Genomic DNA, 15,578 nt, shown 5'->3' with positions numbered 1-15,578 from the left:
GTCAGGAAAATTGAATATGTTAGATAAGCAATCAATAACCGGTGTGATACTCGCTGGTGGGCTAGGCCGCCGTATGGGGGGGGTCGATAAAGGTTTAATATCACTTCGCGGTAAACCGCTTTATCAACATATTCTTGAACGCCTTCAGCCTCAGGTCGGAAAACTGGCGATCAATGCGAATCGTAACCAAGAATGCTACCAACAAAGTGGTTTTCCTGTTATTTCTGATCTCAATGCGGATTTCGCCGGACCATTAGCTGGCATGCAGGCTGGATTACATCATGCGACAACAGAATGGTTATTATTTGTTCCTTGTGATGTTCCTGATTTTCCGCTCACACTAGCTTCAACCCTGTTTCAATCAAAAGGCGATAGCCTCGCTTGTTATGCTAATGATACAGTACGTGATCATCCGACTTTTGCCTTACTCCATCGTTCTTTAGCACCTTCGTTGGATGAATATCTCGCAAAAGGGGAACGAAAATTAATGTTATTTATGCGGGAAGTTGCAGCAAAATGTGTAATTTTCCCTCCACAATCTGGCTCTTTTGCTAATTTAAACACACCAGAAGATAGCCGCAACTGGGAACAGCAACAAAAAGAATCATGAACCAAAAATCTCTACCTCTACTGGGTATCACGGCCTACAGTGGTACTGGCAAAACAACGCTATTAAAAAAAGTGATCCCATTACTACGGCAACGTCACCTCCGTGTCGGCTTAGTCAAGCACACGCATCACGATATGGATGTTGATAAACCGGGTAAAGACAGTTATGAATTGCGTAAAGCAGGTGCCGACCAAACACTCGTCGCCAGCCAAAAACGTTGGGCGCTCATGACGGAAACGCCAGATAATGAAGAAGAATTAGACCTACATTACCTCGCGAGCCGTTTTGATCCACACTCACTGGATCTCATTTTAGTGGAAGGTTTTAAGCATGAGGCGATCAATAAGATCGCTCTGTTTAGAGCTGAGGTGGGCAAACCCCTCGATGGCTTAATTGATCAACATGTGATTGCTGTAGCAAGTAATCAAATTATTGATACTGTCTTACCGCAACTGGATATTAACAATCCTGAACAGATCGCTGACTACATTGTTTCTTGGTGGCAAAAAAGCCAATAAATTTAAGCGTATTATTAAAATAATATGCTTAATGTCTTATCAGCATGAACCATTAAATAACAAAGGCTGAACCTACACGTTCAGCCTTATCTCGTTGAATGACCTAAAACGGGTGTTTTAACGCATTGTCACGAACTCTTCCGCCGCTGTTGGGTGGATAGCCACAGTATTATCGAAATCTTTCTTGGTTGCCCCCATCTTCAGCGCAACAGCGAATCCTTGCAAGATTTCATCCATACCAAATCCAATACCATGAATACCAACAATTTTTTCATCCGCCCCCGCACAAACTAATTTCATGCGGCATGGCTGACGATGGGAAGTCACTGCTGTATACATAGCGGTAAAGGACGACTTATAACATTTAACCTGATCAGCACCGTATTTCTCAATAGCTTCAGGCTCCGTTAAACCAACGGTTCCAATAGGTGGATGGCTAAATACAACGGTTGGAATATTACTATAGTCTAAATGCTCATCAGGTTTGTTATTAAACAAACGTTCTGAAAGGCGACGACCCGCGGCAACCGCGACTGGCGTTAATTCAACCGCGCCCGTGTTATCACCTACGGCATACACGCCAGCAACATTGGTATTTTGATATTTATCGACTTTGATGTAGCCTTTTTCATTCAGCTCAACACCTGTCGCTTCAATATTCAAGTTATCTGTCATTGGTTCACGCCCAATAGCCCAGATCAAGGCATCAACAGTGTGTTGTTTGCCATTTTCGAGTTTCAACGTCAGTGAGCCATCTGCATTTTTCACAACTTCTTTTGGCACTGACTCTGTATGCAAAGTGGGGCCTTCGGTATTCATGACTTCAACTAAAGTTTCAACGATCAGCGGGTCGAATGAGCGTAATGGAGCGTGTTTACGCACAAACAAGTGTGCTTCGCTACCAAGACCATTTAATACCCCAGCTAACTCAACCGCGATATAGCCCGCACCAACAACAGCAACACGTTTTGGCAACGCTTCTAACTCAAAGAAGCCATCTGAAGTCATGCCATATTCAGCACCAGGGATGGCAGGGATCACTGGACGACCACCTGTTGCAATCAAAATATGGTCTGCTGTATAAATTTCACCATCGACTTCAACGGTATGTGCGTCAACAAAACGAGCAAATCCCTTGATCACATCAACCTTATTATTGCCTAACACACGATCATAAGACTGGTGGATACGATCAATATAAGCAGTACGACTTGCAATTAATGTTTTCCAATCAAAACGATTAATTGTGGTGTCAAAACCATAGTCAGGGCCGTAAGCACGGATAGCTTCAGAAATTTGTGCGGCATGCCACATCACTTTTTTTGGAACACATCCTACGTTTACACAGGTTCCACCTAATTCTTTCGCTTCGATCAGGGCACACTTTTGTCCATACATCGCTGCACGGTTCATAGAAGCAATGCCGCCACTACCACCACCAATTGCAATATAGTCGTAATGTTTGCTCATAACTTGGTTATCCCATTTTGATTAATTAAAAAGCTATACTCGTTGACTTCTTCAAGTAGCAGCGCTACACGCTAAGATCGGCTATTGACGCCTAATGGCACTCATCACACAACTGACCCTATGCTTAGCCACTTGTTCACTGATCACCTAGCTACACGTCGAATTATTTAGCGTAAAACATGTCCGATTATGCTAATTATCCCTCTAAGCACAATAGTTTCAATAGGTAGGTATTACCTCTCAATGTAATAGCTTTTACCTATTCTGGTACGATCCATTCGACCAATGTATGCCCAGTTCCCTCTGGAACAAGAGTTTGATGCAACCAAGGCAGCACTTTTTTCATCTGCTGTTCTAGCTTCCAAGGCGGATTGATCACAATCATACCTGACGCGGTCATGCCTCGTTGATCGCTATCAGGACGCACCGCTAATTCAATTTGTAGAATTTTACGGATCCCAGTCGCCTCTAATTGGCTGATCATTCTTTTGATCTGTTGACGCAATACAACGGGATACCATATCGCATAAGTCCCCGTCGCAAAACGTTTATAGCCCTCAACAATGCCCTTCACTACCGCTTCATAATCTGATTTCAACTCATAGGGTGGATCCATCAACATAAATCCACGGCGGCTCGGAGGTGGCAATTTTGCTTTTAATTGCTGATAACCATCTTCTTTCGAGACTTGGGCACGATTGTCACGAGAAAACTCTGCACGCAATAAGGGATAATCTGTAGGGTGTAATTCAGTCAGTACGAGTTTGTCTTGCTCACGTAATAAGTATTTCGCTAATAGCGGTGAGCCGGGATAATAACGTAGTCGCCCATTGTCATTCATGCGACGCACGATATTCATATAAGGGAGTAATTCCTCTGGTAGGTCTGGTTGTTCCCAAATACGTGCGATCCCTTGCAGATACTCACCTGTTTTCTCTGCATGTTCTCCCGTCAATTGATAACGGCCAGCCCCTGAATGAGTATCCACATACAGGAAAGGTTTTTCTTTCTCTTTAAGAGATTCAATAATGAGGCTTTGAACAGTGTGCTTTAACACATCCGCATGATTGCCTGCGTGAAAACTATGGCGGTAACTTAGCATGACACTCTTATTTCCTGAGGACATTCAACACTAGCCACGTATGGCTACTATCAAATAGATTCTTTAAAGACAGCCTGTTGAATAAAAATAGACCGAATGATTTGTTCTGATTCTGCACCATTATAGCCAACTTTTTATCAAATTAGCACCATTCCTATTTTGACAAAATAGTGATGACGTCAATACAATAAAAAGCTATCCTAACTAAAATTTCAATATAATTAAGGACAGAAAATGCGTAAAACACTCATGACCACAATGACTACGGTATTAATTTTAGCAGGGACATCCGCAATGGCCGCGAGTCCAAATAATGGCTGCCAAATTAAAAAGCAGAAGATTGAAACGCAAATCGAATATGCTAAAAAGCACGGTAACACACATCGTATAGCTGGGCTACAAAGAGCGCTTGATAATGTTAATACCTACTGTACTCCTGAATCACTTTACCGTGATAGCCAAAAAAATGTCGCGGAAAAACAAGAAAAAGTGCAAGAAAGGGAAGCTGAATTACTCGAAGAAAAACAAAAAGGCGATAGCGGTAAAATTGCCAAACGCGAGCGTAAATTAAAAGAAGCTCAAGAAGAGCTGAAAGAAGCACAAGCGGAATTAGAAACCTATAAAACAGGTTTATAATACTGTGTAATCCTCTCATATTCTTTGTCTAATTGCGCCTTATTTTACAACAATATGACTCCCCTTAATGCCTACTTAATCGATAAAAATAGGCATTAAGGTGAAAAATTTTACCAGTTTGAGCTATAGTATGGTGAAAATTAAGCGAAATTAGACAAGATGTAGAAAGAGGAACGAATGTCGAATATGCAGGATAAAGAGCAAAAAGACGCTGGTAAATTAAAATCTTCACTAAATAAAAGTATCGATAATAGTAAAAAAGCGCTTACCTTTTCGATGAAGGTCGTGAATTTTATTTGTGCGATACCTTTTATTGCACACCTTATTCGCACCGCCCAACGGTTTACTGACCGCATGGGGAATCAGTTCGGTGCTGCTATTACCTATTTTTCGTTCCTCTCTTTAATTCCTGTATTGATGTTCACCTTTGCCGCTGCCGGTTTTGTGTTAGCCAGTAACCCTGAATTACTTGAACGTTTAGTGCGTGGTATCTCAGCCAATATCAGCGACCCAACCTTGGCAAATACTTTAGAAAGAACAATAGATACCGCAATTCGCCAACGTACCACCGTGGGTTTAACCGGTTTAGCGTTAGCCGTCTATTCTGGAGTCAATTGGGTGAATAATTTACGCTTGGCAATTTTAGCGCAATCCCGCCCAGTCTGGGAGCGTAATGAAGATGAACACGAAAAAATTTATTTCCGCTACTTACGTGATTTTCTCGCATTAATTGGTTTACTGATCGCCTTAATCGTGACAATTACACTCACCTCTGTCGCGGGTTCAGCGCAAGCCACCATAGTAAGAACTCTAGGTTTAGACAGCATCGAATGGTTAAGACCTGTTTGGACATTGATCGGCCTTACTATTTCAATTACAGCTAACTTCTTGCTCTTTTTATGGATCTTCTGGATTTTACCACGCATGCAGCATCGCCGTTCATCATTATTGAAAGGCACTTTACTGGCGGCAATTGGTTTTGAAGTGATTAAATCAGTGATGACATGGATTTTACCAAATTTGGCTTCATCACCGTCCGGAGCAGCTTTTGGTTCTGTTTTAGGCCTAATGGCATTTTTCTATTTCTTTGCCAGACTCACACTATTCTGTGCTGCATGGATAGCCACAGATGAGCCAAAAGACACGACAGATAAAGAAGCAGTAACCCCTTAACACCATGCGGGATGGCGAAAATAGCCATTATTGCCATCCCGCTGCTGCCTTAAATATCGTTCAATTTTCCATCTCTGACACCAGTGTTTCTATCAACCTTTTTGCGGGCATCTCTCGTGCTTTCATTGCATTTTTCCCTGCCCAATGTGCGGCAAAACCCTCATTACCTATTTTGCTGGCTGCTGCATGCAACTGTTTTCCGATATCATAGGCGATGGGATAATCAGGTATGAGTGGGCACTCATCAACCTGTGTCATTTGTATGAACTGATTAACAATACCTCTGGCTGGTCGGCCTGAAATTGCCGCGGTTAAGGCCGTATTCTCCGCGTTTTTACTGTTTAAATTCCGCCGATAACCTTCATTCGCGGCTGATTCAGGACATAATATAAACGCAGTTCCCAATTGAGCGGCTGCGGCTCCACGTTCCAAAACAGCGATAATATCTTGTCCACTCATCAATCCCCCCGCCGCAATAAGAGGAAGCCGAGTGTGTTGAGCCAACAATTCAACCAAAGCTAATGTGGTAATGCCTTCATCCTGAGCCTGAACATCAAACATACCTCGGTGCCCACCCGCTTCAATACCTTGTGCTACAATTGCATCAATACCGGCTTGTTCAACCAACTGTGCTTCTCTTAAATTAGTTGCTGTCGCTAGCGTGTAAATCCCTTGAGACTTGAGCTGACTAATAGCCTGTTTGTCAGGAATGTTGAAATGAAAACTGACCACCGCGGGCTTCATTTCGAGTAGCAAAGCCAACATATCAGGATCATCCAAGAATGAGGTATACACTTGGTTTAATTGCTTGGGGGGTAATGCATTGAATTTGCTGAATTGATCAGCAAAATAGTGGATCCAGGCTTGCTCTATTTCAGTGTTGCGTACCGGCGTTGCATGGCAAAATACATTTACATTGAAAGGCTTGGTTGTTAAGGCTTGAGTTTGAGCAATTAGCTGACGGGCTTGAGATAGCGAGCTTGCACCAAGTCCCAATGACCCTAAACCTCCTGCCTCAGAGACTGCCGCTGCTAATGCGGGTGTTGAAACACCCGCCATAGGTGCTTGAATTATCGGATATCGCAAGCCTAAACGCTGTAGAAATAATGTTGAATGAACCATTGTCTTTCCTTTATCACAAAGTAGGGTTACACTTATTATTCTTTTATTAAGAATAAATATAGCACCATATTCACAAAAAAAGAAAATGAACTCTGAATCGCTAAAAATATTTTGTATGGTTGCTGAGGAACTCAGCATTACACGGGCAGCGACTCGCTTAGGCAGAGTGCCATCGAACATTACCACTCGAATCCAGCAGCTTGAAACGGATTTGGGGGAACAGCTGTTTATTCGCCAAGGCAAACAGATGCAATTGTCGCAGGCAGGCTTACGCTTTTTGCAATATGCATACCGATTACTTGCCTTAGAACAAGAAGCACGTCATGTCACCAGTTTAGGTAAGGAAGGCGGTCAACTCAGAATAGGCAGTATGGAAAGTACAGCGGCATGTCGTTTGCCACAACCTTTAGCGACCTACCATAAACAATATCCTGAAACACAGCTTTGCTTAACCACAGGCACTACCCAAGCGTTAATAGATCAAATACGCACTGAAAAATTGGATTGTGCTTTTGTCGCTTTACCACCTGATTTGTATGACCTCACCCAATTCAATGAAATAGGGATACAAACAGAAAAATTATGGCAAGAACGACTTGTTCTCTTACTTCCTGAACAAGATAAAACCGCTAAGGCTGCTGAAGATATCCAAACTCGCTCACTGGCTACTTTTGCTCATGGCTGTAGCTACCGCTATCTTGCTGAGCAATGGTTAAACATTCCAAACCAACTAAATTGGCATATTCAGCAACTCAATTCCTACCATGCCATGGTCGCTTGTGTCAGTGCAGGAAGTAGTGTTGCCCTGCTACCTGAACAATTACTCGAATCCATGTCCCATGAGAAACTCGCGCTTGCAACGCTTGATGTTGCCTTATGCCATACTTATTTGATTTATCGCTCAGATTATCATGTGCCTGCATTCGCTGCCTTTAAAGCATTAATGTTAGCTAAATAAAACACAATAGAGCCTTTCTGAACACATGCTAAGCTGATTATTCCAGTATGTTATAACTAGACGAATACACTCAGGTCATCTCGGAATATCAGAGGCATTGGCATAAAAATGATAACAACAGACTCTATTCAGCAATTAGAAAATTTATCCTGCGGCGTTGTGCTGTACTATCACAATCAAGCAAAAGCCACTACCGGCACTTTTTGTGCGAGAGGTAGTGATTTGGCAGGCAATCCCCTAACCGTTGACACACCGTTACGTATTGCCAGTAATACAAAAACATTTACAGCAGCTGCGGTGCTTCGATTAGCCGAAATGGGAAAATTGTCGCTAGATGATGCGATATCACAACATATCGCCACCGAATTTAATCAATTACTTTGTCATCGTTATGCGACAGACCACATTAGCATTCGCCACTTACTCAATCATAGTAGTGGACTTTGTGATCATGCCGATGAACATTATCTCAAACGAGTACTCGCAAGACCTGACTACCAATGGACTCGACTGGAGCAAATGCAAATATACGCCCGTAAATCGTTTCCATTTGTCGCTCCTTCAGAAACATTCATCTATTCAGATACCGGTTATATTTTATTAGGTGATATTATCGAACGCATAACGGGTCAATCACTCGGTCATGCCGTGAGAACACTATTAAAGTTCCATAAAATCGGACTAGATAGCGCTTATTGGGAATGCCTTGAGCAACCGACAACGCAAGCGCCCCGTGCTCGCCAATATTTGAAAGATTTTGAAGGAACACATATTCATGCGTCTATGGACCTCTACGGCGGTGGCGGTCTCATTACCTCTTCTCGACAAATGGCTCGCTTTCTCGAAGCGCTATTTAATGGTGAGATATTTGATAACCCAGAGACACTCAATACGATGCTGAGCGTGGGGACCCATGAAGGTGCACAAGCGTATCGTTTAGGTCTAATGGCAAGTGTCGTCAATGGCGTAACGCTTTATTCGCATCTTGGCTTTTGGGGGTCTGCCGCCTATTACGCCCCTGAAAGCAAAATAAGTGCAGCAGGTTTTGTCGATGACAGAGAGTCTCGTGAAACGTTAATTCAGGTTATTGAAACATTACTGACACAACGCTAACAAACATACCATGTGATAAGTCAATAGCCCCTTATTAGGGGCTATCCGGAAACTCACTATTGTGTCGCTTTAGCGGGTTCAGTGGCTACCGTAGGCTCAGTTTCAACAGCCGAAGCCGGCTCTGCTTGTGGCCACAACACTTTGGTAAATTTCTGACGAATTTGTTCTGCATCCATCAGCTGTTTATCTTTTGGTTGAGTCAAAACAAACGCCGCTTCTTGAGACAATAAACGACGCACTTCCATATTTACTTGCTCAAGCGTTTGACCAGCAAGGAAAGATTGGCGTAAACGTTGATACTGCTCAGGTGCAATATCAACCACTCCATTTTGCTGAGAAATCAGACGCTGGCCGGCTAATACATCCGTACTGGTACGCGCATATGCGGCAAAGAGTTGTGATAACTGAACTTGCTTCTCATTGATCATTTCATTAAATAATTCAGGTGAAATGCCATTTTGGTCAACCGTTGAAAGCTCATTCAGCACGACATCAGCAACTGCCATCATTTTTTCAGGTGGCGCGTTAACGGTAAGTGTACAGCTTGCCTTTTGATACTGTACTCGGCAATCTAAATTAGAGGAGACCTCATCTTGACTAAACTTTTGATTAAAGGTTTTTTGCAAGGAACGATACAGTGCTTCACGCGCCAAATCACTACCCCAGTAACGCAATAGCACCGCAGAATCATTAATCGGTTGCCAGTCGATATCCCAAATCAATGACAAACTATCCTTCGATTGTTTATCTTGCAAAATATCAATGGATTGAGGCTTAACCTGTGATAAAACCGCTACTGAGACAGGCTCTGAGCGCTTGCCTTCTAAAGATGAAAACGTTTGTGTGATATAGTCAGACAGCATGCGAGCATCTACATGGCCTGCAACATAGAGTGTCATCACATCCGGTGTGTACCATTTTTGATAAAAAGCGTTCACACTTTCTAAATTCACATTATCACTAATCTTTTGGCCGGGATCATACCCCATCATCGCAGAACCTTTTAAACGAGCACGCCAGACTGGGTCTGTAGCATCAAGAGGTAATGTGGCAACAGGTGCATTTGTCACTGTTAACCCATTATGCAATGATGTTTCTGTATAGGTTGCACCCGCAGCAGAAGTTGCCAACCAGTTTAGCGCTTGTTTAAGAAGTTCAGGCTTATTATGCGGTAAACTTAAACTGTAAATTGTGTAGTCATACGAAACAACCGCTGGGGGAATGGGTACATCAGGATCAGTCGCCTGACGCCAAAAATTTTGTAATGTCGCCGCTGGAAATGCTTCAGTTTGGTGTAGTAATGCCATTTTCGGGATTAAATAGCTATACCCCTTTTCACTCGCTTTTTCTGATAGTGAGCCAGCCTTGATGGCTAACCTAAGCTGAATTCGGTCATTTGGACGTTGTGGTGTTTGTAGCAGTTGCCAACTGAAGCCATTCTCAAGCTTTCCTTGTTGCCATGCTGGATCAGGCTGTAATGGTTCAGCACTCGCAAAGCCAGCGACTGACAATAGCACCACACTGAAGATATACCGAATTTTCGAACCCTGCATGTAGACCCCTATGTATTTTCTATCCTTGTATTTAACCGCAAAAAATGACTGACAAATTAACGAAAAGCGTTAATTATAGGGTTAAATGATATGGTTGGGTCGCATACAATATTAATGACACCAACTATTTACGATATTAGACCACAAAGCTCATCACATGTTCATGACTTAGTCTGAATTTTGCTTTTTTCTTTGGCGGTTATAATTCTTCGCCAAAAGACCAATCTCGTCATCCTCATGATAATTTGGCACTGCGATATCGTGATTATCATCATCCTGTAATTCTAGCGCAATTTTGCGTAATGGCCTGACGATCATTCTACTGACACACCATGTCATTGCTATCGCGATAATTAAGACCAATAGCAAATAGGTTGTAATCATCAGCGCTAATGTATTAACCGCGAAACGATAGACCCGATTAGAATCAACTTGGAGTGTTAAATACCCCTGTGGTTTTGCTGTCAGAATGGTATTCCCATATGCGTACAAAGGTACCGTCATTTCTACTGGAATGCCTGCAAATTTTATTGCCCAATCAGGAATTGGCCTAGCGGTTGCAAAATCTAAATTCATAACGGTTGCACCATCTACCGTCACAATGGCTTTCCCCATAATACCCGATGTTTTCAGGCTTACGAGTAACCTTTTAACCTCGTTCAGATCTGAACTGAGCAACGAATCCGTTAATGGTTTTTGGATCTGCACTACAGCATTGCTCAATTGGTCAAGATAGTCATTTTTTCTTTGATCAAGTAAGTAACTAAATTGAATTCCCAAAAAAAGGGCGAGTGAACTTAACGTGATCACAAAAAATACGATCATGCTTTTTAACGTTAGTGAACGCTGAACTCGGGCCTTCATTTTTCCGAAACCTTATTTATCAAGCTTCTTTTCAATTTAATATTCTTGCTGCTTAAATGGCTATGTTTTCAACAAGGACAAATGGCTTCTGACCGTTATCCTTTTGACCCAGTATATAGCAACCTATATACAGGCACGCTTCACCCATATTATCTTATAGCAACTGAATACAGATAGTTATTTAAGCTAAATAATGAAAGTTTAGGTACCGTTACCAGAAGATAAGTTTACGGAGTATAGGATATCGCTAGCCAAAACCCAGTATACTTGATTTTATCGGGAAAAGAGCAGTTAAAAATGAAAGTTTATGTAATTAGGACAAAGGGGCAGTTGGCATCGGTATCTATAACGGCATAACGCTGGATAACGGCAAAAAGAGCACACTTTTTGCCGTCTTAACCCCTTAACTCACTACTAACGTATTTTTTTCATCTTCTTCTACTGCAAAACACGCCACTAACTGACCATCATACTCTTTAAGTGAAGGCTGGAATTGCGTGCATTGCCCAAACGCTCTGCGGCAACGAGCAGCAAAAGCACATCCTGGCGGTGGATTCAATGGACTTGGTAATTCTCCAGTCAGCTTTATACGCTCACGGCGTGAACTTGGATTCAAGCGTGGCGTTGCGGATAGCAAGGCTTGCGTATAAGGGTGCAAAGGATTATTAAAAATTTGCTCTTTGGTTCCCTTTTCTACACAGCGCCCTAAGTACATCACCATGACTTCATCAGCAATATGCTCAACGACTGAAAGATCATGTGAAATAAACACATAAGAAAGCCCAAGCTCCTGCTGTAAATCCATCATTAAGTTAAGTACTTGAGCACGGACAGAAACATCCAGCGCAGAAACAGGTTCATCTGCAACGACGACATCAGGATCAAGCATTAACCCTCTTGCAATCGCAATACGCTGACGCTGCCCGCCCGAAAACATATGCGGGTAACGCTCATAATGCTCTGTTTTTAAACCGACTTTTGCCATCATTGATAAGACTTTTTCTCTACGTTGCTCTTTAGACAATGGCGTATTAATCAATAACGGCTCTTCCAGTATTTGCCCAACTTTTTTACGTGGATTCAACGAGCCATAAGGATTTTGGAACACAATTTGAATTTTTTGACGGCGTAATTTTTCTGCTGTTTTATCTTTTACCAATAAATTTTGATCTTGATAATACAGCTCACCTTCCGTCGGTTGCTCAATCATGGTTAATAAACGACCTAGTGTCGATTTACCACAACCAGACTCCCCAACCACCGCAAGCGTTTTACCTTTTTCAAGTTCAAATGAAACGCCATCTAATGCTTTTACTAGCTTTTCAGCCGAAAATAGACCGCTTTTTGCGGAGTAATATTTTTTTAAATTGACGGCCTGTAGTAATGGTTTATTTTGCTTTTCGCTCATAATGTCGGCCTCCCCATATCATCCAAAGGCATGTGACATTTCACCTGCCTATCCCCAATAGAGCGCAGCTCAGGCTCCTCTATACGGCAACGTTCTGTCGCATATGGACAGCGAGGATTCAACAAGCAACCTTGTGGCCGATCATATTTGCCAGGAACAACGCCAGGTAAAGAAGCGAGCCGAGATTTATTCGTTGAAAACTCGGGTAATGCACGTAATAACGCTTGAGTATAAGGATGTCGTGGAGATTTAAAGATATCGGAAGCTTTTGCAGATTCAACAACTTGACCTGCATACATCACAATAATGTGGTGTGCCGCTTCCGCGACTAAGGCAAGGTCATGTGTAATCAAGACCAATGCCATATTTTCTTGCTGCTGTAATTCAAGCAATAATTCAATAATTTGAGCTTGAATGGTTACGTCAAGAGCAGTCGTGGGTTCATCTGCGATCAAGAGTTTTGGTCGACATGCAATAGCCATTGCGATCATCACACGCTGACTCATCCCTCCGGACAGTTGGTGAGGATAAACGTCAAGCCGTGATTGCGGATCAGGGATCCCCACCATCGTCAGCAAGTCAATCGCACGTTGCTTGCGTGTACTCTTGCTACCACCTTGGTGCACTTTCAGGGCTTCCATAATCTGATAACCCACAGTAAAGCAAGGGTTAAGACTCGTCATAGGATCCTGAAATATCATTGCGACATCTGCACCAACAATCTGTCTACGCTCTTTTTCTGGAATCGACAGTAAATCCCGTCCATCAAATTGCAATGCATTTGCCATCACTTTGCCGGGGTAGTCAATCAACCCCATAATTGCCAAGGAACTCACCGATTTCCCTGAACCGGATTCACCAACGATACCGACAACCTGACCTTTCTCAACGCGATAGCTAATGCGGTCAACGGCGCGGAACGGAGTAGCTTCATCACCGAAGTGTACCGAAAGTTGTTCTACATTTAACAATGCCATTAGATTACCTCATTACTGCTTGAGTTTTGGATCAAATGCATCACGTAAACCATCACCCATCAGGTTAAACGCTAATACAGTCAACAAAATTGCTAAACCTGGAAAGGTGACCACCCACCATGCACTTTGAGCGAATTGCAGCACATCCGATAACATTGTGCCCCACTCTGGTGTTGGTGGTTGCGCCCCCATACCAAGGAACCCTAAAGCAGCCATATCTAAAATAGCATTAGAAAAACCAAGCGACGCTTGAACAATTAACGGTGCCAAACAGTTAGGTAAAATATTGACAAACATCTGGCGGACAGCACCTGCCCCCGCAACACGAGAAGCCGTCACATAATCGCGATTAACTTCAACTAGTACAGCAGCACGGGTCAATCGAATATAGTGTGGCAGTGCTACGAAGGTTAAAGCAATCGACGCATTCACAATAGACGGGCCAAAAATAGCGACCAACACAAGTGCCAGCAGTAAGCTTGGTAGTGCTAACATGATATCAACGACACGCATAATAATGGCATCGACCACACCACCGAAATAACCCGCAATCACTCCAAGCGCCACCCCAGAAATTAACGACAGGACGACGACTAGGCAGCCGACCAGCAGAGATAAACGGGCGCCATACATCAAACGTGATAACAGGTCACGCCCGACATCATCCGTACCTAAAATAAATTGCCAACTTCCTCCATGTTCCCAAACAGGTGGAACCAATAAGAAGTCACGGAATTGTTCATCGGGTGCATGAGGTGCCAGTACCCCAGCAAAAATAGCAATTAAGATCATTAAGATGATATATATCATCCCAATAACAGCGCCTTTATTGCGTTTGAAATAATGCCAAAACTCTTGAAATGGTGTCATCGGCTTAGGGGCGCTGACAACCGTTGGCTCAGTAGATTGAGACATTTTAGCGCTCCTTATTTTTTATGGCGAATACGTGGGTTAACAATGCCATACAGCACATCAACCACTAGGTTAACAAAAATAATCAGTGTCGCGACTAACAGAACACCACCTTGCACAACGGGGTAATCGCGGCGTTGCAACCCTTCAATCAACCATCGACCTAGGCCGGGCCATGAGAAAATCGTCTCGGTGAGGATTGCCCCTGCTAGCATTACGCCAACTTGGAGGCCAATCACAGTCACAACAGGCAACAATGCATTACGCAATGCATGGATCAGAATAACGCGTGCGCGGCTAACGCCTTTTGCCCTAGCTGTACGAATATAGTCTTCACCAAGTACTTCTAACATTGAGGAACGAGTCATACGTACAATGACCGCTAACGGTATCGTCCCCAAGACAATCGATGGCAGTATTAAATGCTCAACAGCATCAATAAAGTTGCCTTCTTCTCCCCAAATAAACGTATCAATTAACATAAAGCCAGTAAGTGGATATGAATCATCAAGGAAAACACTATCACTCACACGTCCAGATACTGGGGTCAAATCCCAGTGCACAGACACGAGCATGATTAGCATGATGCCCCACCAAAAGATTGGCATGGAATAACCCGTCAGTGATAGACCAATCGCTGTGTGATCAAAAATAGAACCACGTTTAACCGCAGCTAATACACCAACAGGGATCCCGACAGAAACAGCAAAAATCATCGCACAAATAGCCAGTTCCATTGTGGCTTTAAAGCGAGGGAAGAACTCATCCCACACCTCGATACGGCTCTTCAATGAAATTCCCAAGTCGCCATGAAATATGCCGTTAATATAATGAAGATACTGTTTCCAAAGAGGCTGATCTAAGCCCAATTCAGCCATTAGGTAAGCATGCCGTTCAGGCGATAAGCCCCTTTCTCCTGCCATAATCATCACAGGATCACCTGGAATCATATGCACAAAAGCGAAAGTGAGTAATGTAATACCGATAAACGTTGGGATAACTAATCCCAAGCGTCGGAGGATAAATTGCAACATATCCCGAATCTCTTTAATAATGCCTTTGACGGCTCTAAGTCCGTTTGGCTAATCAGAAGGGTGCTATTTCTTCTGCCTGCTCACAAAGAACTAAGTTTTCTGTTTCCCTGAAATTCAGAGGCGAAAAC

General features: G+C 43.0%; 15 protein-coding genes. 6 read left to right on the top strand and 9 right to left on the bottom strand.

From position 1 onward, the window contains the following. Positions 1 to 16: 16 nt before the first annotated feature. Positions 17 to 610 (top strand): molybdenum cofactor guanylyltransferase MobA, encoded by a 594-nt coding sequence (gene mobA, locus P2E05_RS01400; RefSeq protein WP_163860544.1) that lies wholly within the window; start codon positions 17 to 19, stop codon positions 608 to 610. Further along, positions 607 to 1,128, top strand: a complete 522-nt coding sequence (gene mobB, locus P2E05_RS01395) for a molybdopterin-guanine dinucleotide biosynthesis protein MobB (RefSeq protein WP_163860543.1) — start codon at positions 607 to 609, stop codon at positions 1,126 to 1,128. Before mobA ends, mobB begins: the two co-directional genes overlap by 4 nt. A 117-nt stretch (positions 1,129 to 1,245) precedes the next feature. On the opposite strand, the gene gorA is transcribed toward mobB, so the two are convergent. Further along, positions 1,246 to 2,598, bottom strand: coding sequence for a glutathione-disulfide reductase (gene gorA, locus P2E05_RS01390; protein ID WP_154624377.1), 1,353 nt, complete (start codon positions 2,596 to 2,598; stop codon positions 1,246 to 1,248). A gap of 259 nt (positions 2,599 to 2,857) precedes the next feature. Continuing rightward, positions 2,858 to 3,700, bottom strand: coding sequence for a 23S rRNA (adenine(2030)-N(6))-methyltransferase RlmJ (locus P2E05_RS01385; RefSeq protein WP_154624376.1), 843 nt, complete (start codon positions 3,698 to 3,700; stop codon positions 2,858 to 2,860). 234 nt (positions 3,701 to 3,934) lie between these two features. Between P2E05_RS01385 and P2E05_RS01380 the strand changes: the two genes are divergently transcribed. Together P2E05_RS01380 and yhjD are read left to right on the top strand one after the other, a co-directional pair. Further along, positions 3,935 to 4,336, top strand: coding sequence for a DUF1090 domain-containing protein (locus tag P2E05_RS01380; RefSeq protein WP_196713878.1), 402 nt, complete (start codon positions 3,935 to 3,937; stop codon positions 4,334 to 4,336). 177 nt (positions 4,337 to 4,513) lie between these two features. After that, positions 4,514 to 5,509 carry an inner membrane protein YhjD gene (gene yhjD, locus P2E05_RS01375; RefSeq protein WP_154624374.1) on the top strand — a complete coding sequence of 332 codons (996 nt, stop codon included), beginning with the start codon at positions 4,514 to 4,516 and terminating at the stop codon, positions 5,507 to 5,509. A 60-nt stretch (positions 5,510 to 5,569) separates the two neighbouring features. Here the strand turns inward: yhjD and P2E05_RS01370 are convergent, their stop codons facing one another. Continuing rightward, complete coding sequence (locus tag P2E05_RS01370; RefSeq protein WP_276122981.1) at positions 5,570 to 6,631, bottom strand: NAD(P)H-dependent flavin oxidoreductase; 1,062 nt, start codon at positions 6,629 to 6,631, stop codon at positions 5,570 to 5,572. Between the two features lie 85 nt (positions 6,632 to 6,716). On the opposite strand from P2E05_RS01370, the gene P2E05_RS01365 reads away from it, so the two are divergent. Next, entirely contained in the window at positions 6,717 to 7,589 is an 873-nt protein-coding gene (locus P2E05_RS01365) for a LysR family transcriptional regulator (protein ID WP_269723438.1), read from the top strand. Positions 7,590 to 7,697: 108 nt separating this feature from the next. Continuing rightward, positions 7,698 to 8,702, top strand: coding sequence for a serine hydrolase domain-containing protein (locus tag P2E05_RS01360; protein ID WP_163860542.1), 1,005 nt, complete (start codon positions 7,698 to 7,700; stop codon positions 8,700 to 8,702). A 56-nt stretch (positions 8,703 to 8,758) separates the two neighbouring features. Here the strand turns inward: P2E05_RS01360 and P2E05_RS01355 are convergent, their stop codons facing one another. From P2E05_RS01355 to dppB, 6 genes are all read right to left on the bottom strand, one after another. Beyond that, a complete protein-coding gene (locus P2E05_RS01355; protein WP_154624370.1) occupies positions 8,759 to 10,255 on the bottom strand; it encodes a M16 family metallopeptidase in 1,497 nt (498 codons plus the stop codon). Between the two features lie 168 nt (positions 10,256 to 10,423). Further along, positions 10,424 to 11,119 (bottom strand): HAMP domain-containing protein, encoded by a 696-nt coding sequence (locus P2E05_RS01350; protein ID WP_154624369.1) that lies wholly within the window; start codon positions 11,117 to 11,119, stop codon positions 10,424 to 10,426. 403 nt (positions 11,120 to 11,522) lie between these two features. Then, positions 11,523 to 12,527, bottom strand: a complete 1,005-nt coding sequence (dppF, locus tag P2E05_RS01345; protein ID WP_154624368.1) for a dipeptide ABC transporter ATP-binding subunit DppF — start codon at positions 12,525 to 12,527, stop codon at positions 11,523 to 11,525. Continuing rightward, positions 12,524 to 13,504, bottom strand: a complete 981-nt coding sequence (gene dppD / locus P2E05_RS01340) for a dipeptide ABC transporter ATP-binding protein (protein ID WP_154624367.1) — start codon at positions 13,502 to 13,504, stop codon at positions 12,524 to 12,526. The genes dppF and dppD overlap by 4 nt, the downstream gene beginning before the upstream one ends. Positions 13,505 to 13,516: 12 nt before the next feature. Then, on the bottom strand, positions 13,517 to 14,419 hold the full coding sequence (gene dppC / locus P2E05_RS01335) for a dipeptide ABC transporter permease DppC (RefSeq protein ID WP_154624366.1): 903 nt from the start codon (positions 14,417 to 14,419) through the stop codon (positions 13,517 to 13,519). Between the two features lie 11 nt (positions 14,420 to 14,430). Further along, the gene (gene dppB / locus P2E05_RS01330) at positions 14,431 to 15,450 is read right to left on the bottom strand and encodes a dipeptide ABC transporter permease DppB (protein ID WP_154624365.1); all 1,020 of its coding nucleotides are present in this window, start codon (positions 15,448 to 15,450) and stop codon (positions 14,431 to 14,433) included. Positions 15,451 to 15,578: the final 128 nt, after the last annotated feature.

The sequence above is a fragment of the Providencia stuartii genome, from assembly GCF_029277985.1.
Lineage (GTDB): Bacteria > Pseudomonadota > Gammaproteobacteria > Enterobacterales > Enterobacteriaceae > Providencia > Providencia zhejiangensis.
The sequence above is the reverse complement of the archived record's forward strand: the minus strand, read 5'-3'. Positions and strand labels throughout refer to the sequence as shown.